Annotated in this window: 19 protein-coding genes, 2 tRNA genes and 1 other RNA gene; 9 read left to right on the top strand and 13 right to left on the bottom strand. The window is 58.1% G+C overall.

All coding sequences use genetic code 11. The features are described from left to right. Window positions 1-91: 91 nt before the first annotated feature. The 3 genes from JX292_RS03105 to msrA form a co-directional block, all read right to left on the bottom strand. Window positions 92-910, bottom strand: coding sequence for a DUF6318 family protein (locus tag JX292_RS03105; RefSeq protein ID WP_204861356.1), 819 nt, complete (start codon window positions 908-910; stop codon window positions 92-94). Between the two features lie 195 nt (window positions 911-1,105). Next, the gene (locus JX292_RS03110; protein ID WP_239653606.1) at window positions 1,106-1,882 is read right to left on the bottom strand and encodes a DUF6318 family protein; all 777 of its coding nucleotides are present in this window, start codon (window positions 1,880-1,882) and stop codon (window positions 1,106-1,108) included. A gap of 97 nt (window positions 1,883-1,979) precedes the next feature. Next, window positions 1,980-2,501, bottom strand: coding sequence for a peptide-methionine (S)-S-oxide reductase MsrA (gene msrA, locus JX292_RS03115; protein WP_204861358.1), 522 nt, complete (start codon window positions 2,499-2,501; stop codon window positions 1,980-1,982). Between the two features lie 150 nt (window positions 2,502-2,651). On the opposite strand from msrA, the gene JX292_RS03120 reads away from it, so the two are divergent. Then, window positions 2,652-3,584, top strand: coding sequence for a Nif3-like dinuclear metal center hexameric protein (locus JX292_RS03120; RefSeq protein WP_204861360.1), 933 nt, complete (start codon window positions 2,652-2,654; stop codon window positions 3,582-3,584). Window positions 3,585-3,814: 230 nt separating this feature from the next. Here JX292_RS03120 and JX292_RS03125 read toward each other — a convergent pair whose 3' ends face one another. From JX292_RS03125 to JX292_RS03150, 6 genes are all read right to left on the bottom strand, one after another. Next, window positions 3,815-5,473 carry an S-layer homology domain-containing protein gene (locus JX292_RS03125; protein WP_204861780.1) on the bottom strand — a complete coding sequence of 553 codons (1,659 nt, stop codon included), beginning with the start codon at window positions 5,471-5,473 and terminating at the stop codon, window positions 3,815-3,817. Between the two features lie 265 nt (window positions 5,474-5,738). Then, complete coding sequence (locus JX292_RS03130) at window positions 5,739-6,641, bottom strand: S-layer homology domain-containing protein (protein ID WP_204861362.1); 903 nt, start codon at window positions 6,639-6,641, stop codon at window positions 5,739-5,741. A 320-nt stretch (window positions 6,642-6,961) separates the two neighbouring features. Beyond that, window positions 6,962-8,794, bottom strand: coding sequence for an S-layer homology domain-containing protein (locus tag JX292_RS03135; protein ID WP_204861364.1), 1,833 nt, complete (start codon window positions 8,792-8,794; stop codon window positions 6,962-6,964). 428 nt (window positions 8,795-9,222) lie between these two features. Beyond that, window positions 9,223-12,423, bottom strand: a complete 3,201-nt coding sequence (locus JX292_RS03140) for a siroheme synthase (protein WP_239653607.1) — start codon at window positions 12,421-12,423, stop codon at window positions 9,223-9,225. Window positions 12,424-12,903: 480 nt separating this feature from the next. After that, on the bottom strand, window positions 12,904-13,968 hold the full coding sequence (locus tag JX292_RS03145) for an S-layer homology domain-containing protein (RefSeq protein ID WP_204861366.1): 1,065 nt from the start codon (window positions 13,966-13,968) through the stop codon (window positions 12,904-12,906). Between the two features lie 395 nt (window positions 13,969-14,363). Beyond that, entirely contained in the window at window positions 14,364-15,158 is a 795-nt protein-coding gene (locus JX292_RS03150; protein WP_204861368.1) for a YaaA family protein, read from the bottom strand. 114 nt (window positions 15,159-15,272) lie between these two features. Between JX292_RS03150 and rnpB the strand changes: the two genes are divergently transcribed. After that, window positions 15,273-15,666, top strand: an RNA gene (gene rnpB / locus JX292_RS03155) — RNase P RNA component class A. A 115-nt stretch (window positions 15,667-15,781) separates the two neighbouring features. Here rnpB and def read toward each other — a convergent pair. From def to orn, 3 genes are all read right to left on the bottom strand, one after another. Continuing rightward, the gene (def, locus tag JX292_RS03160) at window positions 15,782-16,354 is read right to left on the bottom strand and encodes a peptide deformylase (RefSeq protein ID WP_204861370.1); all 573 of its coding nucleotides are present in this window, start codon (window positions 16,352-16,354) and stop codon (window positions 15,782-15,784) included. Between the two features lie 242 nt (window positions 16,355-16,596). Continuing rightward, window positions 16,597-16,669 (bottom strand) — tRNA-His (locus tag JX292_RS03165). A 206-nt stretch (window positions 16,670-16,875) separates the two neighbouring features. Beyond that, window positions 16,876-17,535, bottom strand: coding sequence for an oligoribonuclease (gene orn, locus JX292_RS03170; protein WP_204861373.1), 660 nt, complete (start codon window positions 17,533-17,535; stop codon window positions 16,876-16,878). Window positions 17,536-17,715: 180 nt separating this feature from the next. Between orn and mptB the strand changes: the two genes are divergently transcribed. Both mptB and JX292_RS03180 read left to right on the top strand, forming a co-directional pair. Next, entirely contained in the window at window positions 17,716-19,395 is a 1,680-nt protein-coding gene (gene mptB, locus JX292_RS03175) for a polyprenol phosphomannose-dependent alpha 1,6 mannosyltransferase MptB (RefSeq protein ID WP_204861376.1), read from the top strand. 86 nt (window positions 19,396-19,481) lie between these two features. After that, window positions 19,482-19,554, top strand: a tRNA-Arg gene (locus tag JX292_RS03180). An 82-nt stretch (window positions 19,555-19,636) separates the two neighbouring features. Here JX292_RS03180 and JX292_RS03185 read toward each other — a convergent pair. Beyond that, window positions 19,637-20,536 carry an HNH endonuclease family protein gene (locus tag JX292_RS03185; RefSeq protein WP_204861378.1) on the bottom strand — a complete coding sequence of 300 codons (900 nt, stop codon included), beginning with the start codon at window positions 20,534-20,536 and terminating at the stop codon, window positions 19,637-19,639. A 486-nt stretch (window positions 20,537-21,022) separates the two neighbouring features. Between JX292_RS03185 and JX292_RS03190 the strand changes: the two genes are divergently transcribed. The 5 genes from JX292_RS03190 (at window position 21,023) to JX292_RS03210 (ending at window position 24,838) form a co-directional block, all read left to right on the top strand. Then, window positions 21,023-21,571 carry a single-stranded DNA-binding protein gene (locus JX292_RS03190; RefSeq protein WP_204861381.1) on the top strand — a complete coding sequence of 183 codons (549 nt, stop codon included), beginning with the start codon at window positions 21,023-21,025 and terminating at the stop codon, window positions 21,569-21,571. A gap of 215 nt (window positions 21,572-21,786) precedes the next feature. Then, window positions 21,787-22,134 (top strand): 50S ribosomal protein L19, encoded by a 348-nt coding sequence (gene rplS, locus JX292_RS03195; RefSeq protein WP_204861383.1) that lies wholly within the window; start codon window positions 21,787-21,789, stop codon window positions 22,132-22,134. 296 nt (window positions 22,135-22,430) lie between these two features. Then, window positions 22,431-23,534 (top strand): signal peptidase I, encoded by a 1,104-nt coding sequence (lepB, locus tag JX292_RS03200; protein WP_204861386.1) that lies wholly within the window; start codon window positions 22,431-22,433, stop codon window positions 23,532-23,534. Between the two features lie 16 nt (window positions 23,535-23,550). Next, entirely contained in the window at window positions 23,551-24,393 is an 843-nt protein-coding gene (locus JX292_RS03205) for a ribonuclease HII (RefSeq protein ID WP_204861388.1), read from the top strand. A gap of 118 nt (window positions 24,394-24,511) precedes the next feature. Further along, entirely contained in the window at window positions 24,512-24,838 is a 327-nt protein-coding gene (locus JX292_RS03210; RefSeq protein WP_204861390.1) for a DUF2469 domain-containing protein, read from the top strand. Window positions 24,839-24,880 lie beyond the last annotated feature (42 nt).

Consider the following 24,880-nt stretch of genomic DNA (forward strand, 5'->3'; position numbering starts at 1 on the left):
AGCCGTCCACAAGCGCAAAAATGCGGCGAATGCTCACACACTAGGTGCGAAGTATTCGCCGCATACGACTGTTCAGCCTAGGGGCTCTCTGCTAGACGCTAAGGCCGCCGCTCTTCCCGCTATCGCTCTTCGGGCTCTTAGAACTAGGGGAGGGGGAAGCACCGGAACTTCCGCTGTCGTCGTCGCTCGTATCTTTGGTGATAACGGTCCAACCGCCGTCCTTGTAGGTCATATCAATGTAGATGTCATGGCTCTTCGCGGTAAAGGCAGAAGCGGAGCCCTTGCCCTCCACATAAATTTTCAGATTCTGATCAAGATTTAGGCGGCCATTCCAACGATACCGCGGCCTAGAACTAGAACTCGAAGACGTTTGGGTAGGAGCATCGGTATAAAGCGAGATACTCATTGGGGCATCAGAACCGTACATCCAGCCGGACTTGTCCTCGTACATGTCGGAGAAACGCTTGAAAATCTCCACGTAATCTTGATCGGACTTGCTCAGCGGTTCGGAATCACCGGTGAGTAGCACGTAATTAATCGACGAAATCCAGTAACCGAGGAACGAATAGATACCATCGATCGACCGATCATTCATATGAGTTGGGGGAAGCGGCTTCGGAACGTTCTTAGCCTTCTTGGTCTCGGTAGCGGGAACGTAGGTGCCATTCTTCTCGTAGTTGTCGAACTTCAGGGGACCCTTATAGGACATACCCGAAGAGGCCGAAGCAGAAGTGGAGGCCTTCGAAGAAACGGACGAGCTAGACGAAGAAGATGAGCCCGAGGCGGAAGCAGAGGAATCAGCGAGGGGACGCACCTTCGGAGCGCAGGCGCTCAGCGCGACGGGAGCCGCGGCTCCGGTGATAAACAGCGCGGTGCGTCGGGTGACGGAGGCGGAAGAAGGGCCGGTCATCGTAGCCTTTCAAATTCGTGGATTATCGGAAGTTGAGTGAGTCACCGCTCCAATCATACCCGCCCTCCCTAACGGCCCCTTCACCGCACGTCATGAATCGAATACACTCTCGGGCGAGTACTTAAAGACGTTAGCCTGAAAACATAAAACCCCTCCCGCACGCTATCAATAGTGCGCGGGAGGGGAAAAAGAATACTAGGCCGATACCGAAGAAGCCGATGGGGAAGCGTCGTTCTCGTCGCCGGTGAGCATCACCCAGACGCCATTCTTATACTCCACACCAATATACGTCCGGCCACCCTTGCTCTTAGCGACCTGGTGAGGGGCACTACCGTCTACGTGAGCCTTCAAATCCTGGCTGAAGGTGAGGTTCGCCTTCCACGTATACTGGTTGGGATTCTTAGAGTCCTGACGGGGCAAATCCTCCAGGATGCTCATCTCCATCAGAGTATCGGCACCGTAAGTCCAACCATCGTAGTCCTGGTATAGCTGAACGTACTCATCAAACTGCTTCACGTACACATCGGCAGAATCAGCCTTCTTCAGCGGCTCAGGATCACCGGTGAGCATCAGGTAGTTGATAGAAGCCAACCAGAAGCCCGTAAACTCGTAGATTCCCTCCGGACTCCGATCATTCATATGCGCCGGGGGAAGCGGCTTCGGAACGTTCTTAGCCTTCTCGGTCTCGGTAGCGGGAACGTAGGTGCCGTTCTTCTCGTAGTTGTCGAACTTCAGGGGACCCTTGTAGGACTTATCTGAAGAGGCCGAAGCAGAAGCGCTGGAAGAAGCCGAGGCACTGGAAGAAGCGGAAGCACTTGCCGAAGCGGATTCGGAAGCCGAATCGGAAGACTTCGACAACGGATGCACGGACTGAGCACAGGCGCTCAGGGTCACAGCGGCACCAGCGCCGGCAGCCAGAAGAGCGGCACGGCGGGTTACAACGGAAGAAATAGGGGAAGGGCTGTTCATCATAGCCTTTCGGTAGAGTTCATCAGAGCTGAGTGAGCTACTACAAACATCATACCCGGGCTACGCGCTCATCCTATCCATCACCCGTCACAAAATTAATCTAACGGAGCAGATGCGAGAACGCGCGGCGAGCCTTGGCCACCTTGGGGCTCACCACAAACGCACAATAACCCTGCGCCGGATTCAATGCGTAGTAGTTCTGGTGATACTCCTCAGCCTCATAGAACACACCCAGGGGCTTAATCTGCGTAACAATGGGGGAGGAGTACAGCTGCTGAGCACGCGCCACCGCATGCTCAAACGCCTCACGCTGCTGCTCATCCGCGTAGAAAAGCACCGAACGGTACTGCGAACCGGTATCCGCACCCTGACGATCCCAGCTGGTCGGGTCATGGCTCGTGAAGAAAATATCCAGCACCGTATCCAGGTCAATGACCTGCGGGTCAAAGCTGAGCTTCAGCGCCTCCTGATGCCCGGTCGCACCCGAACACACCGAACGATAATCGGGGTCGGGAGTATCGCCGCCCGTGTAGCCACACACGCTGGCCTCAATGCCGCGGAACTGGCGGTAGACGGCGTCCAAACACCAGAAACAGCCGCCGGCAAGAACAACATCAGTCATGATTCCTCCTCGAATATTGGGCCTCGAACTAACACTTCGAAAACCACACTACCTAAAGAACACCGCAGGGCCGCACAATATTCCTGCGCTACCGCAGGCTTTGGCGTAAACCGCCACCTGCCCTGCCGCGCCACCTGTCACAATGGAAGCATGACTGAAAAACTCGCAACCCCTACCCTCGCAGATGTCGTCGACGCCTTCCACACGCTCTTCCCACCCCAGCTTGCCGCCGGCTGGGACGCCTCCGGTCTCGTTGCGGGCCGCGCTACCGCCCCCGTGCGCACCGTCCTCTTCGCAGTAGACGCCCTCACCGCCACCGCTGAAGAAGCCGTAGCCGAAGGCGCGCAGCTACTCATCACCCACCACCCGCTGCTGCTACGCGGCGCAAAATTTATCCCCGACAGCACCTACAAGGGCAACGTTCTGCACACCCTCATCGAGGGCGGATGCGGCCTGCTCGGCGCCCACACTAACGCCGATGCCGCCGTTGAAGGCGTGAACGAGGCGCTCTGCGACGCCATCGGCCTCATTGACCGCGAACCGCTCACCGAGGTGCAGACCCAGGTGCTCGACGGGCAGGAACATACGGTGGGCACCGGCCGCATCGGCACTCTGCCCGAAGAACTGACCCTGAAGGAGCTTGCCGAGCGCCTCGCTACGGCTCTGCCTCCCACCGCCGGTGGGCTGCGCATCGCGGGCCGTGCTGACCAGCCGATTCGCCGGGTTGCCCTCTGCGGCGGTGCCGGTGACTCCCTCTTCGATGCGGTACGCGCCACCGACGCGCAGGTGTACATTACCGCCGACCTGCGCCATCATCCGGCTAGCGAGTTCCGTGAGACCGCTCGCGTTGACGGCAGCAACATCGCGCTGATTGATTGCTCCCACCCGGCCAGCGAATCGCTGTGGTTGCGTTCGGCCGCAGATCGCCTGCGCAAGCTACTGGCCGAACGCGGCTACAGTATTGAAACGAAGCTGTCCGCGCTCAACACCGACCCGTGGGACTTTACGGTTCCCACCGGCGTGCAACCCGGGCAGGATGCGCGCTCGGCAAGCACCGCCGCGGCCCCTGCGTGGGAGCTTTAGGACGAGAACTTTTTAGGACGGGAACTTTATAAGAATCCGCGCGGATTCTCACAGTATGCCAAAGCCCGGCCCGCACCCCATCACTTTGAATGGGGCGCGGGCCGGGCTCTTGGAGTAGGGCTCCCTGGGATAGGGCTTACGATGGCCGGGGCTGACCGGAGCAAACGGGGGGGGGGAAGAGAGACTAACCTATCCGATTTGCTTCGATAATCCCGGTCAACGAATCCAGATTAGCGAGCCTGGTAAGCCGCAATCAGGGTGGCTAGTTCAGCGCGGGTCACCATATGCTGAGCATCGAAAACGCCGCTGGCGTTCAACACCACCTTGTTCTGCTGAGCCCACAGAATCTCACGGTAGAACGCCGAACCGGGGGTCACATCCTTGTAGGAGGAGGTGCCCGTTACCGCAGGCGAACCCGCCGCGCGGTAGGTGAAGGCCGCAACGGTTGCGTTCGAAACGCCAGCCTCGGCGTGGAACTTGCCGTCCGACCAGCCGAAAGTGATGCCCTTCTGGCGAGCCCACACGTAGGCCGGGAAGTTCGGGTCGGTGGTCTTCACATCCGGCCACGGGGAGGTCTTGGGGAGCTTCACCTCGGGGGTGCCCGCCTGCACGTACAGGGCGGCCGTAAGCTCACCTCGGGTGGCCTGCTGAAGCTGGCTCTGATCGGGCTTGGGGGTCGGCTGCGGCTTCGGCTCGGGCTTGGGGGTCGGCTGAGGTGCCGGGTCAGGCTTCTTGTCGTTGTCCTGAGCCGTGGGCAGGTTTGCATCCTTGTAGCCGTTAGTGCCGTTCAGATCTAGGTCCTGCCATGCGAGCAGGGTGCCGCGACCCTCGGTGGACTTGCCCACGACTGGCGCGAGCAGCTCGCCGTTCTCGCTGTAGCCGTCGTTAGCCCAGACCTCAATCACGTACTTCTTCGAAGCATTCAGGGTGTTTGCCGGAAGATTCACGGTACCGTTCAGGTTGCCGTCACGGTAGGCCCAAGCCTGGGTGGGGTGATTAAACTCGATAATGTCGCTGGTGGCCAGAACCGGGGTGTTCGAGCCCTTCTCACGAACCACGAACTGAACGCCCTTGACAGAATCGATATTGCCGTTGAACCCCTGAGCGCCAACGTCCAACACCTGTGCCTTTGCAGAATCAGCCACAGCGTCGTATCTCAGGCGCGGTGCGAACGGCTCCGGCTTCTCGCCCAGAGTGTTCAGCACCTGAGTGTGAACCACGTTCTTGCTGGTCCACAGTTCCTCAGCTGTCAGCGGTTTCTGACCCTTCTGCTCAGCAACCACATGAATCTCGTAGCGGACGTCGTACTTCGTGCCGCCGGTCGGGTCGTGGAAAATGTCGTCGTCAATGAAGTAGTAGGCGGCAAGCTTGTACGCCTTAACCTTCAGATCAGCCTCAAAAGTGCCGTCATCGGCAATGGTGAAGTCCTTACCCTCTACAAAACGCAGCATATCCGAGGTCGGAATCCTGTAGCCGGAGGGTGCATAGTTTGCGGGTGCAATGTACAACGCCACGGTGCCGTGCTGGGCACGCCACTCCTTGGTGTAGCCCGAACCCTTCACGTGAACGGTACCGCCCTCGGTCGTGACGAGGAAAGTATTCACGCCATCGTACTTGTAACCGTTAGGAACGGATACCTCAAAAGTGGTGGTCTGCTCCACCGGCTTGGGATCCGGCTTCGGCTCGGCCTTCTGATGACCCTTGACCTTCGGAGCGGGGTCAGCTGGCAGGGAGCCGGAAGCAACGGCGGCGGGGGCATCCGCAACCACGTTATGAGCTAGTGCCGGACTCATAGGAAGCACCATGGCACCGGCAAGAACCAGCGCACCGCATCCTTGTGCTGCGCGGGCAAAAGAAGAGGGGGTCTTAGAGTTCGGAAGAGAAGACATCATTATCCCTATCGGTTCTGTCGTGTCTCGCACCGCGGTATGCGGTACCGCTGGAGGCGGCGCGCAACATCGCGGAACACCGCACCGAAAACGGTGAGGCACCCCCGCGTCCAGGGGCACGGGTGCGATGGGTTGGTTGGTTATCCCCGTCGGTTTCGGGAATAACTTCACCCTATCAAACCCTCAACTGGAAATCTCAGACCCGCTCAATGTTAGGTTGAATGTTTCCCATTATTTTAATCTCTAAGACCCCGGGAGCCGCCGGTTACAGCGTGCGGAAGTACAGGTACAGCACCATCGCCACGCGTGCCTTTGACGTGTGCTCCGTCGGAGCGAAAGCCTCCCCCTCAGATACCGTCGACACGCCGCGGCGAGATGCCCACACAATCTGGCGATAGAAAGGGGTCAAGGAAGTCACATCGCTAAACGGTGAAGTGCCCGTCAGCTGAATCTTCGAAGAGCCATCAGCACGGTGTAGCAGGGCAACGGTCGAGGCATTTGACAGGGGCGCCTCCGGGTGGAACTTACCGTCCTTCCAACCGCTCGTAATCTGCTGATCGCGCGCCCACAGGTAGGCGTCGTAGTTCGGGTCGGATTCGCTCACATCCTCGTAGGGGGAGTGCTCCGGACGAATCACAGACGGCGATCCTGCAAGACGGTAGAAGATACGAATCAACTCACCTCGCGTTACCACGGCATCCGCTCCAAAGAGAGTTTCGGAGTCGGGATCCATCACTTTGGCGCGTACGGCCCAGCGCACGCCATCGTAGTAGGCTGAGCCCTCCGGAACATCCTCGAAGACAGGCTGGTAATCGGGAGAAGCAACGACCGGGCGGTGCAACTTCGTTGCGGGAGAAGAGACACTCTGCGAGGGACTGCTGTCCGCAGACGCACGAAGGCTAGCCGATACCGAAGCGGCCGCATCAGCAGCCGGCGTATTCGCCTGCGAGGGATCGGCCATCGAGAGAAGAGGAGAGAAAGGTAGATACAGCACACCCGCCAGGATTACCGCACCCACACCCAACTCGACGCGTCGGCGTCGGGAAGTGGACTCTTTCCGCGGTTCAACCGAGGCCTCAGCAGAAGCAACGGGGCTAGGAATCTGCGCGGAGTGATGGTGATTCGTTGAAGAATGAGACGTGACGGAACGCTTCGCGTTGCGGGACATAAATCCTCGATGTGGTTGGTGTGTCGGTGTGTTTCTTGTAGCACGCTATCGTATATTCCGCGCCGGAAAAGGAGAATATACGTACGAATATGCTTAAACCTAAGCATAAACCACAGAACCCAAAATGCGAATTCACCCCGCTAAAAGGCTGTGGACAAGGGGGAATATTGTTGCTCTATCCCCGAACGGTTTGCACATAAAACAGCGAAGAAACACAGGGCAACCAGAACGCCTCCGTAAACGCTCGCCGGGCGGATGCGCGACGCACCTTTCGGTAGCGTCCGCATCCGCCCGGCGGAAGAAAGCTCCTGCGCTAACCCTTAGCGGCCCGCGTAGTTCATCAAGAATCCAGCCAGCTCACCGCGACTCATCAGAGTCGAGGGGTAGTACTGGCTACCCGGGAACACCTGAAGCTTGTGCTGCTTGGCCCAGGTAATCTCACGGTAGAACGCCGAACCCACCGCGACATCCGTGTACGGAGTCTCAGTGACGGTCACGTGCTTCCTGCCGTCGTAACGGTACAGGAAAGCGGCCACGGTAGCGTTCGAAACACCAGCCTCGGCGTGGAACTTACCATCGGACCAACCGTAGGTAATGCCCTTCTGACGAGCCCAAATGTAGGCGGAGTAGTTAGGGTCAGTGGTCTTCACATCCGGGTAGGGGCTGGTTGCAGGCAGATTAACCTTCGGCGAACCCGCCAGACGGTACAGTGCAACGGCCAGGTCACTGCGGGTTGCGTTATCGTTCGCGCCGAACCAGGTCTTCTCACGCGGATCCAGGAGCTTCTTCTCATTGGCCCACTGCACAGCCTTGTGTAGGGAATAGGTGGAAGGAGCATCGGCAAAACTGTTCTTCTGTTGCGGCGAGGTGCCGGTCAGGTTCAGGTAGGTAGCCGAGATGCGCTCGCTCTCGCCCTTAGCCGATACCACGTTCACGAAAATTGCGTAGTGGCCGTCGGACTCAAGCTGGGTTCCGTCAATCGACAGGGCAGCCTCAAAAGCACCCTGAGACACGCGGTCGGCGGGGAGCACAACCTTCTGGATGGCTTCACCGGTAGGCTTGCCATCAGCCTCTGCTGCGCAGAAGAGAACCTGAACCGAAGAACCTGCCGGAACGTTGAGATGAGAACCCTTCACGCGAACCGTAGTGGAAGATCCCAGATCCACCGAATCGGTACTCAAGGTAACCGAGGGATCAGCGTGGACGGCGTTTACGCCAGTTACCGGCACGAATGCCTGGGTGCTCAGAGCCTGCTCATTCGCCTGATCGTTATCCTCCGGGACGGTGTATTCGAAGGTTTGCACAACGTAAGAGGTGCCAGCCTTCAGCGTGCCTGCGGGAATGTTCAGGTTCGTGCTGAAGCGGCCGTTAACGTAGCCCATGTACTGGCTGAAGAACGCCGAGTAGGAGGTGAACTTTGCCTCGGACTGAGCCAGAGCGGGGCCGGTCGGCTTGCCGGTGGCCGGGTCAACGGCGCGCACGGCTAGAATCAGCGACTCGTTACCGTTATAGGGAATGTCCTGGAATCCCGCTCCGTTCACGGTGATTGAAGTGTTTGCTGAGGCATCCACAGTCGAAGCACTGTAGCTCAGAGTCGGGGAGGAGACCGTGGGAACGGAAGCAACCTTCAGCTCGGTGCGAGTCTCGCCCGCCGGAATCCAACCGTCCTGGTTGGAGTCACGGTAACCAAGCACCACATCGAAGGAAGAGCCGGTTGCCTCAAAGAAGTTGGCGCCCACCGACGCAGTGAGCTTCACGGTGCCGTCCGCAGCAAAAGCAGAAGACGGCACGTCCTGAGTATAGTAGGGGTAGTCACGCGGGTGATGCGGCGGGAAAGCGATGCTCTCGCCCTTGGGCACGATGTAAAGGCGGAAAGACTTATCGTGTACGAACTTGCGGGAGAACCCGGATCCGTTAATGGTGATAGTGCCGCCCTTGAGGATATCGAAGGTGCCGGAGGTAACCTGCAGACGTTGCGTGTTCTGTGCTTCTCCCTGCTGCACAGCACCGGTTGCTACCGGGGTATTCGCGGCGGGAGCTGCCATGGCGGGGGAGAGAGGCAAGAGTACCGCGCCGGCAAGAGTGAGGGCGCAACCGCCCTTCACCATGTTTTTGGGGAACACGAAACGCGGGTGGCTCGGAAGTGAGGACATAGGTATCCAATCAGTTTTATCGGTGTGACGCATTGTATGGAAGTGCGTATCAACACCGTAGCAAATAGATAAGACCTGCCGTAATTGGAATGGGTGGGGACTCGGAAAAAGTCTCACGCCAAGGGGTTGGCCTTAAGCTAAAGTATAACTTTAAAAACTATATGCACGCAGTGGAAAATATGCCTAAATCCTGCACTGATAAGCATAAAAACTAAGCTGTGGGCGGGGTTTTATTTTCTACAGAGGAGAAAAACCCACCGCATGATCGACGAAAACCAAAACATCAACTATGTAAAGTTGATGAATATCGTCATGCGGTGGGCAAAGCAACATCAAAGTCACTCAAGAGAAAAATGGCAAATAAAACAAGTCATAAAGTCGCCTATTTGACGAAAGCCAACCAAAATGGCTAACACCACGACCGGGAGCTACTTGAGGTGGCTGCCGCCGTGCTCCAAGCGGTACAGCATCAACGCTAAATCATGCGAGGAAACGAAAGAACTATCAAAGTCCTCATAGGCGTATTCCCCGTCAACGCGGTAACCCCACATGCGGTGATCAACAGCCCACTGAGCCTCACGCCAGAAAGCGCTACCCTGACGAACCTTATGTTGCCAGCCGCCAGCACTCCGGGGCGCATCCTGGTTACCAGGCAGTGACGAGTTACCGGGCAACGAGGCAGAGGTTGGTGCCTTCGGTGTGACCTGACTCATCGCCTTCTGGTACCTGTACATAAACGCCACCGTCGACGGGGCCGAAAGCTTCGCCTCCGGGTGGAACTTGCCGTCCGCCCAGCCGAACGTAATGCCCTTCTGACGAGCCCAAATGTACGCGGCGTAGTCCGGGTCGTTCGTTGCCACATCCGCGTACGGGCTAAAAGCAGGCAGCTTAACCTTCGGGGAACCCGCCAGGTGGTACAGCGCCACCGTCACATCGCGGCGTGTCATACCGCTATTCCTGGACTGCGGCGAAGGATCAGGCAGAATCTGACGCTCAGCAAACCAGCGTTCAGCAGCCTGCAACTCATCCTTGTGAGTCAGCTTCAGAGGAATATCCTCGACAGCAAGCTGCTCCACCGACTCGCCGGCACCATCCTTACCGGGGGTGACCTTTTCCAAGACCAGACGATACGCACCCGAATAGCTCAGCTGCTGAGCAATCGTCAGGTTCAGCTCCACCCTGCCGTCCTTGATGAGCTTAGCCGGGATCGCCTGCTGGAACACCGTCTGACCGGTCAAACGCCCCTGCTCATCAACATGCTGCACCGAGAGGCGGTATGACCCTTCACCCGGTGCAGAGAGCCCGGTAGCGCGCGCCGTAAACGAGTTCGTCTTCGCGTACGGGCTCAGGTTCACCGAGCCAAGATGCAATGTGGGCCCCGCAGAGTCCTGCTCAGGAGAATGCACCGGAAGGAACTCCACAACATCATTTAGCATAGAGCCCGGAGAATCTTCCATATCAGGGTAAGGCAACCCGCTCCCGTACATGCCAATAAAGTAGAGCTTGCCCGGCTTCAACGTACCCGCAGGAATCTTCAGCTCCGTGCTGAAATAGTTATTGCGGAACCACCTGTAGTTAACCCCGTAGTACGTGTAGTCCACCTGCTGAGTGAACACAGGCTTACCCACCATCTTTCCCGTTGCAGGGTCAGCCTCATAGATAGCAATGACCGCCGAATCTCCAGAAAACTGCTCCCTAGCCCCCGAGAAGATATGGCGTCCCTCAACCCGCAGCGTCGTATCCTTCCACGGGTCATCGATAGCGGATCGACTGAAGGTGTAAGTCCCACGGGTCGGCTGCGCGTCCTGAACCACATCAATATGGGCGCGGGCATACAAACGGTTCGAGCTACTCGAAGGTTCCGGCTCAGCTTCATCAGACGGGTAGTACGTCATCACCACATCGAAGAGCTCACCGTCGGCAGCCTCAACGTACTGCGGGGGAACCTCAAACGTGTAGGTGAGGCTACCGTCCGGGTTCTCCCGCACCTGAGGCTCCAAGTCCTTGAGCATCCCGCCGTACTCGTCGAGAGGTGCATAAACATTGTGCTCCGAATACACGTACACCGATCCGCGCTGCACCAGAGCCAGCTCGTGGAAAGTGTACTTCTTACGGAACTCGGCGCTCAACGGGGAAGTCGTCACCGACACCGTGCCGCCTTGAGAAATATTGAGGGTCCCCGAATCAACCTTCAACTGAACATTTGCTGGGTTCTCCCAATCAACAGCATCAGCGGCAAGAGGCGCCATCGGAAGCTGAGTGCTCACCGTGAACTTATGGCTACCGTACGAATACTCAGAGTCTGAGAACACCACACGCACTTCAGCCATTGAACCGCGAGAAGAAGGCCTATCGCTGGAATCGCCGTGAACCTTATACTCAACATCCACGGTCAGAGTACCGTCAGCATTGCGGGTTACCAGCTCATCACGCTTATAGTATTGGTCCGCTACATTATTCATCGCAAAAGGCGCCATCTCACCAGAGGTGGCGTTATAAATCGCCACAGACTCAAGGTAGTACCCCAGGTCCACCTCGGGGGAAATATTAGAAATAGTCACCTTATAAACCCGGTCCTGACCGGGATCAAAATCCTGTGCAGAAACAGAAACCTTCGGCAGGGTGTTCCTGAACGAATTATTCTGATACGCCATGCGTGCAGGGTGATTGCCCACAGGAACGAAGGGGAACTTACGCGACAGCTTATTCCATCCGTGGGTTTCTACACCGGAAACACCTAGGGAATACCCCTTACCGGACTTCAGGACTCCCGCAGGGATAGTGACCTTCTTCTGGAAATAGCCGTTAGGAATCAGACCCTTGAAAATGCGCTGATTCTCTTCCGTATCCGGTGCCTTCAGTTCACCAAGCGAAGCCACATTAGAGTTCGTGACCTTTCCCTGCTCATCATGCTCGGACAGGGTGAAACTCATGGAGCTGACATCCTGAAAACCGGTACCCGTTAGCGTCACCTCAATCGGCTGACCGGAGGCAATCTGCTCCTCAGAAATAGCCGAAACATCATAGGTGATGGAGGGGAGCACAGCCTCCGGGAGGTTATGCTCCACCGGCAGTGCTGTACGGACGCGATCCTCAGTGTTCCACGCATAGGGGTGCGCCTCATCTACGGGGCGGTAGGTCAGAATGACCTCGTACTCCAGGTTAGCCGGCAGGCTATTCGCCGGAACCGTCAGGTCAGCACTGAAACTGCCGTCAGCAGCCGGTTTCGGGGCGTCAAAGATAAGGCCGCGGTGATCGACCTTCTGGTAGGGGTTAGCGTAGGTCGAAGAGCCCTTCGGGGCAATCGTGAGGCTACGCAGCTCATGATGCGCCAAGAACTCGGGGCTCAGCCCGGTACCCTCCACATGAACGGTACCACCGTGAAGAATATCGAGGGAGCCGCTGGATACGTGCAGGGCCGGCAGGGAAGCATCCTGCTGATCACCCTGCGCAGGTTTGTTCTGCACGGGAGCGTTCTGTGCGGGGGTGTTTTGGGCGGGGGAGGCGGGCGCCGGCTGAGCCGCCACCGGCGTCAAAGCCAGCAACGGAGACAAACCCAACGACAGGGAAACACCCGCAACTTTTCGGCGCGTGCCACGAGCAGGCTTAAAGAAGGAGGACATCATCATCCAATCTGAATTTTCTGCATGAAAGAGGGCGAATGAGAAAAGAAGTTGAGAGGATAAATGAGTGACAGTCCACCGTACCGAACCCGCGCCGAATCCGCAGTGCAGAGGACCCGTAGCGGCGGCATGCTGAAGTGCAATTTCAGCCTACCAACCCGCGTCATAGACATTCAACGAAAACACGAAAAAACATGCCGATGATAGTTATAAGACAAAAATTCAAAAATTATGCCCCGGTTTTATATAAAGCCCAAACCCCAAAAAGACTGCACAACAGAGAAACAAAACTGGAAACATAACCAGCACTAAAAACGGTACTCAGTAGCTCCTGCACTAGAAAACAGGCACACAAAAGGGGCGGTGAAAGAAAAACTCTCACCGCCCCTTCTGCAGGTCACTATCTTCAGCTGTTGTTCTCAGCGGTTAACCCGCGCAATATGCGGTACCTAGCGAAGAAAAATGGTGGACCGAATCAATCCATCCCTAATCGCGCATATTGATGCACATGATATCCAGACGCAGCATAATCAGTGCGCGCGCCCATTCTGCACGAGTAACCTCGTGATCAGGGAAGAAATTCGCGCTCTTATACGCAAAATTCGGATCGATGTTCGCGCGAGTATGCAACCATACAGACTCCCTAAAGAACGGAGACCCGGGATGCATATCCGCCGGCACCACAGGAGTGGGGGGAGTCCCTCCAACATGAACCGGGTACACCTCGTTGAAACGATACAAGAAAGCGGCCATCGTCGTGCGGTGAGCCACCGCCTCCGGATGCATCTTACCGTCGGACCAGCCGCTCGTCAGGCCCTTCTGCACAGCCCAGATGTAGGCAGAGTAGCGGGGATCGTGTGGCGAAACATCCGGGTACGGAGAAACTGCCGGGAGAGACACCTTGGGCGAACCCACCGTGCGGTATAGCGTATCCATGAGGTCGCCGCGCGTGGCCAGGTGATAGGGGTAGATGCGGCGGTCCTTATCGATGAGCATCATCTTCTGCTGACACACGGTATACACGTCATATGCATATGGATCTTCATCATTCAAATCAATGATAAAAGGCGTCTGTGCATAATCGGTATTGACGGTAACGTCAGAAACCATCGTGCGCAGAATAGTGTATTGCTTATTGTAAGGACGCAGAGTAAGACGAATGCCAAACTTTCCCTCCGGGCCGGTTGTCATATCCGTCGGAAGAATGACCGTCTGGCGGTACACATTATCGGTATCCATACGATTCTTCTCAAGGGAAATAAAATAAAATACTTTAAATCCCTTATCCCTGGTGTAGTTACCGATTTCGAAATAGGGAGTGTACAGCCCGTTTTCAAAAATCGGTGACAAACCGGAAACCTCATAAGAGAGGGTAAAACCACTAATATCAATCGTGGCCTGATTGACCCGCAAATCCAGGGGGATGTTCTGAATATCCAAGGTTGCAGCCTGTGCACCCTGCATCGCAAGCTGACCGGTACCTAGCGCCCCTGCGATACCAATGGCAGCAGCGCCCTTCAAAAAGAGGCGGCGAGATGACGAGGTAGACATGTCGTGTCCAATCGATGTGTTTCTGAACAATTGAGAACCGCTGATAAATCCATAATCAGGTCATATAGCCTGAAAGAGACTTACCGGCGGGCAGGACGCGCTGGGCCTCGAGAGTGCTGAGTCGAGAGAAAACGAAGTGAATATGACCCCCAGCAGGAGGGGTAGTTAATACTATAAACACATTGAATGCATAAAGAAAGTAGCGCATCCGATGATGAGCGCACCGTAAATGTGCATTAGTAAAGTACCGATGATAGGAAATACTAGAATATTAGGAAAGAACGTAATAGCGAGCGGCTCTTTTGCGGTCAAAAATTTCTTAATATTAAAATTTTCAGCCGAGCGGCAAGAAGTCACCACCCGGCTGAAAATCACGATGTGAAGCCCACAGAGATTTACTGCTCCTCGTGCACGAGGAGAGTCAGGACGCCCGCCTTACGGGCCGTAGGTAGAGTGCACTCCACCGACCAGTCCTCGCTGACCGCCTCCAGAAACTCGGCAATACCGGCCGTCGAACCATCCAACGGACGCGCCGTCAGACCCGACTGAATCAAGTAACGCGCAAAGAGGCCGCGGTAATGCTTCGCCATATGCGAGACCACCTTGCGGGAGCCGTCAGCCGCCACACGCTCCACGCGCACCGCCAGGGTCTGCGACGGGGGAGTCACCCACGACTTCGCGTAGGCGGCAGAACGGCAATCTAGAATCAGCTGGTCCTTCGCGGTAGCCTCCAGTGCGGTGCCCAACGCCCCCTTCCAAAAGTTCGCCAATGCACCAATCGAACCCAGCTTCACGCCCATCGACAGGCGGTAGGCGGGGATTGCATCCTCGGGGCGCAGAATACCCCACAGCGCCGAAGAAATCAGCAGCGACCAGTGCGCGGCATCGCGTTCGGCGGGGGAGAAGCTCGCATAATCCAGCGCCTCAAACAGCACGCCCGTGTAGGTGCGAATCGCGGGCTGAGCCGGCTCGGTCAGCAGGCGCGTGTTGCGCTCCACCTCGGCTTCAAGGGAGGCACCCACCTTGAGCTCCGCTAGGGCATCGGGGCCGGAACTGACCGCGGTCAGTTCCTCCAGAACGCTCTCACGCTCGGCAGTCAGCTCAGGGAACGAGAGGTCGGCAAAAGAAACCGGCGCATTGCCAGCGGGGGCGGGGGTTTTACCTTCGGACGGGGGAAGAAGAATTAGCATCTACCCAGTGTACCCGGCAGGCTGTTAGCGTGCCCGCGAGCTTCTAATACACCCGCGAGACGAACCCGGAAAATAGCCACCGCCAGGGGTGTGCGTATAATGGGTTGGGTGAAACGGGCCGTCTAGGCAATCGCGAGGCACTCGGATGCTTCGAGGAAAGTCCGGGCTCCACAGCACGGGATGGTGGATAACATCCACTCGGGGTAACCCGCAGGCCAGTGCCACAGAAAGTAAACCGCCACGGTTCGCCGCGGTAAGGGTGAAAGGGTGGTGTAAGAGACCACCAGCGGGCGCGGTGACGTGCCCGGCTAGGTAAACCCCATTCGGAGCAAGGTCAAACAGAATACGCCATGGTAGGGTAGTGCGCCCGAACCCTGATTCTCAGGGTGCGTATTCGGGTAGGCTGCTTGAGACGTGCGGCAACGTACGTTCTAGATAGATGATTGCCTCGAAACGCCCCTTCGGACGGCGTTTTAGACAGAACCCGGCTCATAGGATGACCCGTTTTCACGTCACCATCCGCAGATGGTAAGCGAAGACCGCGAACGCATTTTCTAACGCGTTCGCGGTCTTCGCTTTAAAGCTTTGCGGGAGGCCTGCCTGGCCTTTGGGAGAGCCCGTGATTAGTGGCCGAAGGGGTCCGGATCCACGCCCGGCATCCACGAGTTACCGTCGACGGTCCAGCCTTCCTTCTTCACGACCTTCTTCATCTTGCCGGCCCACTTCTTGTTCAGACGGTTCACGTACAGCTTGCCGTCCAGGTGGTCGGTTTCGTGCTGCATGCAACGGGCGAACCAGCCGGTCGCCTCGAAGTGGACGGGGTTGCCGTGCTCGTCAAGGCCGTTCACGGTGACCCACGCGGCGCGCTTGAGGGGGAAGCCGTAACCGGGGAAGGACAGGCAACCCTCTTCTTCCTCGTACGGGTCCGGGTCGGCGGTGGAAATCTTACCCAGGGTCAGCACCGGGTTAATGATGCAGCCGCGCGGGGGAACGCCGTCCTCGTTCTCCATCTTGTAGGTGAAGATGCGCAGGCCCACACCAATCTGCGGTGCCGCCAGGCCCACACCGTTGGATGCGTCCATGGTCTCGTACATGTCAGCCACGAGCTCCTTGAGCTCATCATTAAACTCGGTGACGGGTGCCGCGGGGCGGTGCAGAACGGGGTTGCCGTGAATAACGATGGGGCGAATAGCCACGGAAATCATCCTTTGCTTGTGTTGAACGGGAACTGTGGAGTGGGAACGTGCCGGGTGCACCTTTCGCGTGAAGGTGCGGAGTATGCTCTTGTTCCTGCTCACTGGTTTAGAGGTTTGGTGTGAGGGTTCGTCGGCGTAATAAGTAGCTTCTATGCGGAATAGCTGAGGCAACATATGGCCTGACGAGCCGAGGGCAAAGCGAAAGGGTCGTTACGGATAACCATAACGACCCTTTCCATCGGGGTGATCGACGGGGGTTGAACCCGCGACCTCCTGGACCACAACCAGGCGCTCTGCCAACTGAGCTACGACCACCATGTGCTTCGCTTGGTTTCCCTTGCGATGTGCAACGGGTACTACTTTACATGAGTTCGCGAACCCTGCCAAGCTGAGATAGAGTGATGCTCGTTACAATTCAAATTCGGGTTCGAAACACACCGGATGCGCACCCCCGAGACATCCTCACGGGCCCGCAGGATGCGCATCCTCAGTGCACGGCTACACCGAATCAGGTGCCGTTCCTACTCGGACTCGGCAGCTTCGGCGGCCTTCGCCTCCAGCTCGGCGCGCTCAGCCTCAACCTCGCGGGCAATCTTAGCGGCGGCCACGGAATCCGGGCCCTGCTCCACAAAAATTGCGCGACGGTAGTACTTCAGCTCGTCAATAGAATCCTTAATATCGCCCAGCGCGCGGTGGTGGCCGGTCTTCACCGGGGCGCTGTGGCGAGCGGCGGGATACCAGCGCGAAGCCAACTCCTTAATCGTGGACACATCAATCACACGGTAGTGCAGGTGGTCCATCACCTTTGGCATGTAACGCTCCAGGAAGCGCTTATCCATACCCACCGAGTTGCCGCCCAGCTGCGCCTTGCCCGCCACGGGGACATACTTCTTCACGTAGCGGAGCACCTGCTCCTGGGCGTAATCCATCGACACGCCGTTCTCGAGGTCATCCATCAGACCCGAGGACTCGTGCATCGAACGCACAAAGTCATTCATGTTCTCCACCGCACCCGCGGGGGACTCGTCGCCGGGCTTAATGACGAACTCCACGCCCGAACCCAAAACATTGAGGTCGGCATCGGTGACCAGAACACCCACCTCAATCAGGGCGTCATTAGCCACGTCAAGGCCGGTCATCTCGCAGTCAATCCAAACAATACGTTCACTAGAAATACTCACACTCCAACTCTACCCCCATTCGCGCCCGCCTGCTCCTTCGCATGTCGGAACGTTTTGAAGCGTAGCGGAACGTGTCGAAGGGCCGTCCACGTCGTGCTCTGATACCCGAATCCGCAGGGCTTCGACAGGGCGCTCGGGTATGATAAGAGCCAAAGAGACGACGCATACAGAAAGGGAGTAATGCGCTCACGTAAAGAGCCCACACACCGGCTCGCCTCCGCCAGAGCACACGACGCGCCCCTCTCACCTCGGCTGCTGGACTACGTCAATAACCACCGTCTGCGAACGCTCGTCATTGGCACCATCGGCTCGATCATGGTCACTCTGGGGTCCTACACTGTCGGTTGGCTCTCGGACAGCTCCAACTTTTGGCGCTACGACCTGATTCGCGCCATCAGATTCGACGCCACATGGGTCATCACCGGCATCATTCTGCTGGCCCTCGGCGCCATGATTATGTGCCGTGAATGGCTACGCATCTACCAGAAAATGGGCGACTGGAATGAACCCAACGCCCTGCGGTGGATGATTGCCGTCACCATCAGCTGGTCTCTTCCGCAGATTTTTGCCCTCACCATCTACAGCCGTGACATGTTCTCTTACTACGGGCAGGGCATGGTCATGGCGCACGGCCTGAACCCGTACAAGCACGGAGTCTCCGAAATCTCGAACTTCATGCAGAACGGTGCGGATCCCATGTGGGCCGAGTCGCCGCCGCCGTACGGTCCGGTCTCTCTCACCCTCGAAGAGTGGGTTGTGCGCCTGGCGGGGGAGAACATCGACCTCTCCCTCTTCTACTTCCGCCTGCTCTCCGTGCTCGCGGTCATCGGCATCCTCTTCTACGTAGCAAAGCTCGCCAAGGCACACGGTTTTAACCAGGCTCGTGCCCTCTGGCAGATCGGCCCAAACCCGCTGTTTATCGCATCATTCATCGCCAGCGGCCACAACGACTCGCTCATGACCATGTTCATGATTGGCGGTCTCTACTACGCCAAACGCTACCGCAACACCCGATGGGGCGGCCCGCTCGGCGTGACCTTTGTAGCCCTTGGCGTGGCGGTCAAGCCCCTTGCTCTCGTGGTACTACCCTTCGTAGGTCTGCTCTGGGCTGGCAAGAACGCCTCCTGGCCGCGTAAGTTCGTATTCTGGGCCTTCTCTGGCGTGCTCCTACTTGCCGAGATGGCTGTCATGGGCTGGGCTACCGGCCTCGAATTCGGCTGGATTAAGGCGCTGTCCACGACCGGCGGCCAGTACATCTGGTACACCCCCTTCGGCCTGATAATCGGCGCCGCATCCCTCTTCATACAGGGCGACGCATTCGAGGTTATCCGCCAGCTTCTCGAAACCCTCAGTAAAGGTATCGGTATGCTTGGCGCACTCTCGATGGCATTCGTTGGACGCGACCGCAACATTGTGCGCCACGCCAGCTTGGCCATCCTGTTCATGCTCCTGTGTAGCCCCATGATTCAGCCCTGGTACCTGCTCTGGGCCATCCCGATGCTTGCCGCGACCGGCCTGCGCTCGCACTTCCAGCTCATGTGGTACTTCATCACCACGCTGTTCTTCATGGCGTACGGCGTGAGCGACCAGCTGAACGTTTCGCCCTATCTGCGTGATTTCAACCAGGACATGGGCCGGCTCATCGCGACGGTGGTCTGCCTGGGCTACATCGTGTACCTTATGGTCCTTGACCCGGCAACCCGCCGTATGGTGTACGTGAGCTTCCGCCCCACGCAGGTGCGCCGCACCGCGATTCGCCTGTGGTGGCAGCTGTTCCCAGGTGCATCGAGCCGCCGCGCTCGCCGCCGCGAGGCAAAGAAGCAAGAGCGCGAGGCGCTGACCGGCTCCGCGCGGAGCTAACCTCCCCCGCGCATTCCGGCCCCGACGGTCCCCGTATGCATCTAAACGTGCAGGGAACCGCCCAGACTCGTGTACCCTAGAGGAAGGCCCCAGTAGCTCAGAGGATAGAGCAGGAGCCTTCTAATCTCTTGGTCGGGGGTTCGATTCCCTCCTGGGGCGCCGTACAAGAAAACCGCCCCGCACCCTTCAACGGGGGTGCGGGGCGGTTTTCTATTACCGCAAAGCTACGGGGTTCTCTGCGCTACTTCTTGGCGGGGTTCGTTTCCTTGCACGAGTTGAGTGTGCGTTCCATAACCTTCTTCTCGTCGGCGGTTACCCACAGCTTGTACTTGGCCTTCACATGCACCTGGCGAGCCACGTAGGTGCAGCGGTAGGAGGCGTTGCTCGGCAACCATTCGGAGGCGTCCGCATCCGACTTCTGCTGGTTGGCCGGGCCATCCGCGGCAAGCAGGTTCTCCGGGTCATTTGCCAGCTGACGGCGCTGCTCCGCGGTCAGATCCTGTGCACCGGTCTGCCACGCGTTCGAAAGAGCCACCACATGGTCAATCTGCACAGCCGAAGAGGTCTTTTTGCCGCGCTTGAACTCGATGGTCTTACCGGTGTACGGGTCTGCCAGGGTGCCGGTAATGACGGTGCATGCGTGAGTCTTGACCTTGAAACGAACATTGGTCAGGTCGCGGCGCAGGATGTCGTCACGGGTGTTGCACTTGTTGCCGTCCACGTCATCCCAGGCGGGGCCGAACTGTTCACGAGAGTATCCGGTCTTGGAAGCGCGGTCCTTCACCTGTAGCGAGGCCAGCTCGCTCTTCGCGGTGGCTAGATCCGGTGCGAGCGCGGTGGCGGGGTCAACAGCCTTGTACGGGTTTTTGACTTCGGAGAGCGTCTCGGTTGCTACGTTGGCGTCATCATCGTCGGTGGTGGAGGTCGAAGACTCCGACCCAAAGAGACCACCCGTGCCGTGCTTGCTTACGTAGATCATGCCGACAACCAGCAGAATGACGGCCAGCAGGGCCAGCATGCCGTAGATGAGGCGCTTCTTCCGCGGGTCCATGGACTCCGGGAGCTTGGGCAGGTTGCGTTGAATCCGCTGAAGATCCTGCAGCGAGGGCAGGTCGTTGCTGTTCATGGGCTTTTTGCTCACGGAAACTCCAGGGGTAGCACGGTGTGTCGGTCAAATGTCGGTCAATGCGGCGGGGCGCCGCTCCATCAAGGATAGAGGGCTTGCGACACAAAAGGTAACTCGTTTGTCGTGAATTAGTTCGCCTCTGAGGGGTGGGGAGCGAGGGGCAGTGGCGGTGTCATAATTCGTTCCAATCACGATTCCTCTCGCCGGTTTTTGAAAAAATCACCCTAAACATTCAAATATCCCATCCACAGGTAGAACGGTAACGCGATACGACGGCGAATTATCCACAGATGCGCGAGGGGCGGAACCCGGAGGCAATGCACGCGGCACAGTAGAAGAAAACCTACCCGAAGAGCCGACCGGATTAACCTGCCGGCCCGGCTCGGTAGGGCAGAACACTAGGCGGAAGCTTGAGTAGTAGCGGCGCCTCAATCGGTTCAGCTGAGCTGACACAAGGGCTTTAACTCCGAGCTTTAGCCCCGAGAAATCATAGGAGATATCGTGAGCGACACTATCGTAATCCGCGGATTTACCGCGTCCAACCCGACTTTGGCGGCCCTGCCGAACGGCGTGCCTGTCGTGAACTTCCGCCTGGCCAGCACCCCTCGCTGGCAGGATTCCACCGGAACCTGGAAGGAGGGAACAACCAACTGGTACACCATCAAAGCCTATCGCCGCCTGGCACAGAACATTGCTGCCTCGGTGCAGAAGGGACAGCCTCTCGTCGTCAGCGGGCGCCAGCGCATCAACCGTTGGAATCGTGAGGATGGCACCCAGGGAACCACGGTGGAGATTGATGCGCAGGGTATCGGTCACGACTTGAGTTACGGTACTAGCTCATTTGCTCGCACTGTGGAGAAGCGCACGTTCCACGAGGGAACCCCGCTGGACACGCCGCAGAATATGCCGCTGGGTGCGGTATCGAATGTGCCGCAGAATGTCGAGACTCCGAATACGGCGGCTCAGAGCGCTGGCCTGCAGATTGCGGGAGTACAGACTGCTCCTCCGCCTCAAGGTGGCCTATCCCAAAGTGACGAGGTTCCCTTCTAACAGTTGTCGCCCATGCTTGCATAAAGGCGAGAGCCTTGGGATAATGAAAAACTGTGTTGCCGTCGGGCACGCCCCTGCCGCAGGGGGGAGAGCGACCAACGAGGCACACCTTCGGGCACCAATCCTGTTCGAAGCATGAGGTTTTCTGCCCCGCTGTGGGGCAGAGCAATCTGAGTCTATTTGACCTGCGGCAGATGGCTCTGGAGATCTACACTATGCAGACTCTTGACTTCCTCGACAAGAAGTCCCTCCGTGACGACGTCCCCGCCTTCGGCCCCGGTGACACCCTGAACGTTCACGTTAAGATCGTTGAAGGTAAGACCCACCGTATCCAGGTCTTCAAGGGCTTCGTCGTTGGCCGCCAGGGTGCAGGCGTTCGCGAGACCTTCACCGTCCGTAAGGTTTCCTTCGGCGTTGGTGTTGAGCGTACCTTCCCCGTTCACTCTCCCTCCATCGAGAAGATTGAGGTTGTGACCCGCGGTGACGTCCGTCGTGCAAAGCTGTACTACATGCGCGACCGCCACGGTAAGGCTGCTCGTATCCGCGAGAAGCGCGAGTTCTAATCTTTATCGGTTCAGAATTCTGCTGCAAGCCGCTCCCATCCGCACCCGTGCGGAATGTGGGGCGGTTTTTGCGTATCCGGGTGAGCACCCGGGATGCAGTGATGCGGTGCCTAAGCCCCGGGCAAGATACGAGCTGTGGAGCACACTCTCTGCCCTTCTGCTGACGTGCTGTAGAACCCAACGAAACATCACTTGACGAGTCAAAGAGGCGGCAGTGCTGGTGCTCTCGTTACAATAGCTAGGTACCGCCTCACTCAGGTTGGCCTATATATCTCTCAAACGAAAGGCTCTTCAGCATGGCAGATGATAAGACGACTGCGAACAACAGCCCCTATCCTGAGGGATATAAGCCCCAATCCCGCCGCGAGCGCCGCGAGATGGAGGAGTACGCCGCACGTCTGGCCGAAGAGAAGAAGCGTGAACAGGTCGAGCTGGCCTCCTCCGAAGAGGTTGAGAACCCCCGTGTAGACGAAGCTCGACCCGCCGATGTTGAGGCGGCGAGCGCATCCGCTCAGCCTGAAGCAACGGATAGCGAGGATTCGAAGGAAGAAGCGGAGGGTGCAGCATCCACCGCGGATAAGACTGCTGACAAGACCGCCGAGAAGGCTGAGGAAAAGAGCGAGGAGAAGCCTAAAGACCCCTCGACCATGACCGCCAAGGAGCGTCGCAAGGCCAAGCGTGCCGAACAGGCCGAGCTAACCTTCGCTAAGGCTCGTGAAGAGGACCGCCTGGGTGAATGGGCCTGGGTTCAGGTGCGCGAGGGCGGTACCGTGGTTCTCTACGCCCTGATTATTGCGTTCCTGATTAAGACCTTTCTGCTGCGTGGTTTTTACATTCCCTCCGGCTCGATGGAGCAGACCCTGCAGGTTAACGACCGCGTATTCATTAACGTAGCGGGTTCCTACTTCAATGAACCCAAGCGCGGTGACGTCATCGTGTTCAAGGATTCTCAGGGCTGGATTCCCTCCACCCAGAAGAGCGCCAACCCCATTAAGGAAGGCCTCTCCTTCGTAGGTATTCTGCCCGATACCTCTTCGAACTTCCTGGTCAAGCGCGTTATTGGTACCCCCGGTGACGTGGTGGAGAGCGACGGCAACGGCAAGATCAAGGTCAACGGCGTGGAGATTAACGAGCCGTACCTGTACCCGGGTAACCAGCCCTCCGAGCTGGCCTTTAAGGTAACCGTGCCTAAGGGCAAGTACTTCGTGATGGGTGACCACCGTAGCAATTCCGCGGATTCTCGCTACCACATCTCTGACGGCACTGCCTTCATCTCGAAGGACGACGTTCAGGGTAACGTCTTCGTGGTGGCCTGGCCGCTGAACCATTTTGGTCTGCTCACCGACGAGAGCTCCGTGTTCTCCTCGGTTCCTTCCCCGACCTCGACCCCCGAAAAGTAGGAGAGGCACCGTGACGGTGAGCGCAAAGGCAGAGGAACCCGCAAAAGCGGAGAAACCCAAACCCGCGAAGCCTCGGGCACCAAAGCCCGCTGCCGACCTGGAACATGAGAAGCAGCTCTTCGAAGCAGGGGCACGCGCGGTGGCAGGCATCGACGAGGTGGGCCGCGGCTCCATGGCCGGCCCGGTCACTGTAGGCGTCGCAATCCTCACCCCGGATGCCACTCTCGAAGTGGGCGGGTTGATTGACTCCAAGGCCCTCTCGCCCGCGCGCCGCGAATCCATGGTCCCCGAGATCCGCCGCTGGTGTGCCGTCGAGGTAGGCCACGTGAACCCGCAGGACGTGGATGCGCTGGGCATGACCCTATCGCTGCGGCTCGCCGCCCAGCGAGCCCTGGCTTCCCTGGCTCGTCGAGGCTACCGCGCCGACGCCGCCCTGCTGGATGGTAAGCACGACTGGATCACCCCTCCGCAGGAGGACCTGTTCAGTGCGCTGGCACCGGACCCGGCACAGGCGCGTTACGATACCCTGCTGGCCGAAGCCTGGGAAGGGGTAGGGGAACCCGCGGCTATGCCCGTGACCATGGTCATCAAGGGTGACTACAAGTGCGCCTCAATCGCAGCGGCCTCGGTGGTCGCGAAGGTTGAGCGAGACGAGCTGATGGTGGCCCTCGATAGGGTTCACCCGGGGTATGGCTGGGCAAAGAACAAGGGCTACGGCTCGGCCGCCCACCGCGAGGCAATCAGCGCGCAGGGCCCCAGCCCGATGCACCGCCTGTCCTGGTCACTGCCGGCCACCGCCGAGCAGATAGCGGCCGCGCAGCGGGCCCGTGCATCCGGGGAGAAGAGCCCCGAACGCTAGGAGGAGGGAGCACCGCTGAGGGGTCCGAGTATTGATTGGGGTGCCCCGCAATGCTGGTGAGATACCCGCTGGGGAGACCTGAACTGTACACACAGCCTTGAACGACTGTAGGAGGAACATGAGCGCAGAAGACCTCGAAAACTACGAGACAGACGCCCAGATGGCGCTGTACCGCGAGTACAAGGACGTCATGTCGCTCTTTAGCTACGCGGTGGAAACCGACCGACGCTTCTACCTGGCAAATCAGGTGGACGTGACCCCGCACGTGCAGGAGGGCACCCTCTACTTTGAGGTGCTCATGAGCGATGTCTGGGTGTGGGATGTGTTCCGTTCCAACCGCTTTGTGAAGAAAGTGCACGCCTACTCGGTGCGTGATGTGAACGTGGAGGAGCGTCTGCCCAATCAGGAGTTTACGGTCCCCGAGATGCCGGATTTTAACGCCTAGCATTCCGGCATTCGGCGTGTATATGACGTTCCCGTCGACCGG

Source organism: Rothia mucilaginosa, from assembly GCF_901875305.1.
In the GTDB taxonomy this organism is placed as follows: domain Bacteria; phylum Actinomycetota; class Actinomycetes; order Actinomycetales; family Micrococcaceae; genus Rothia.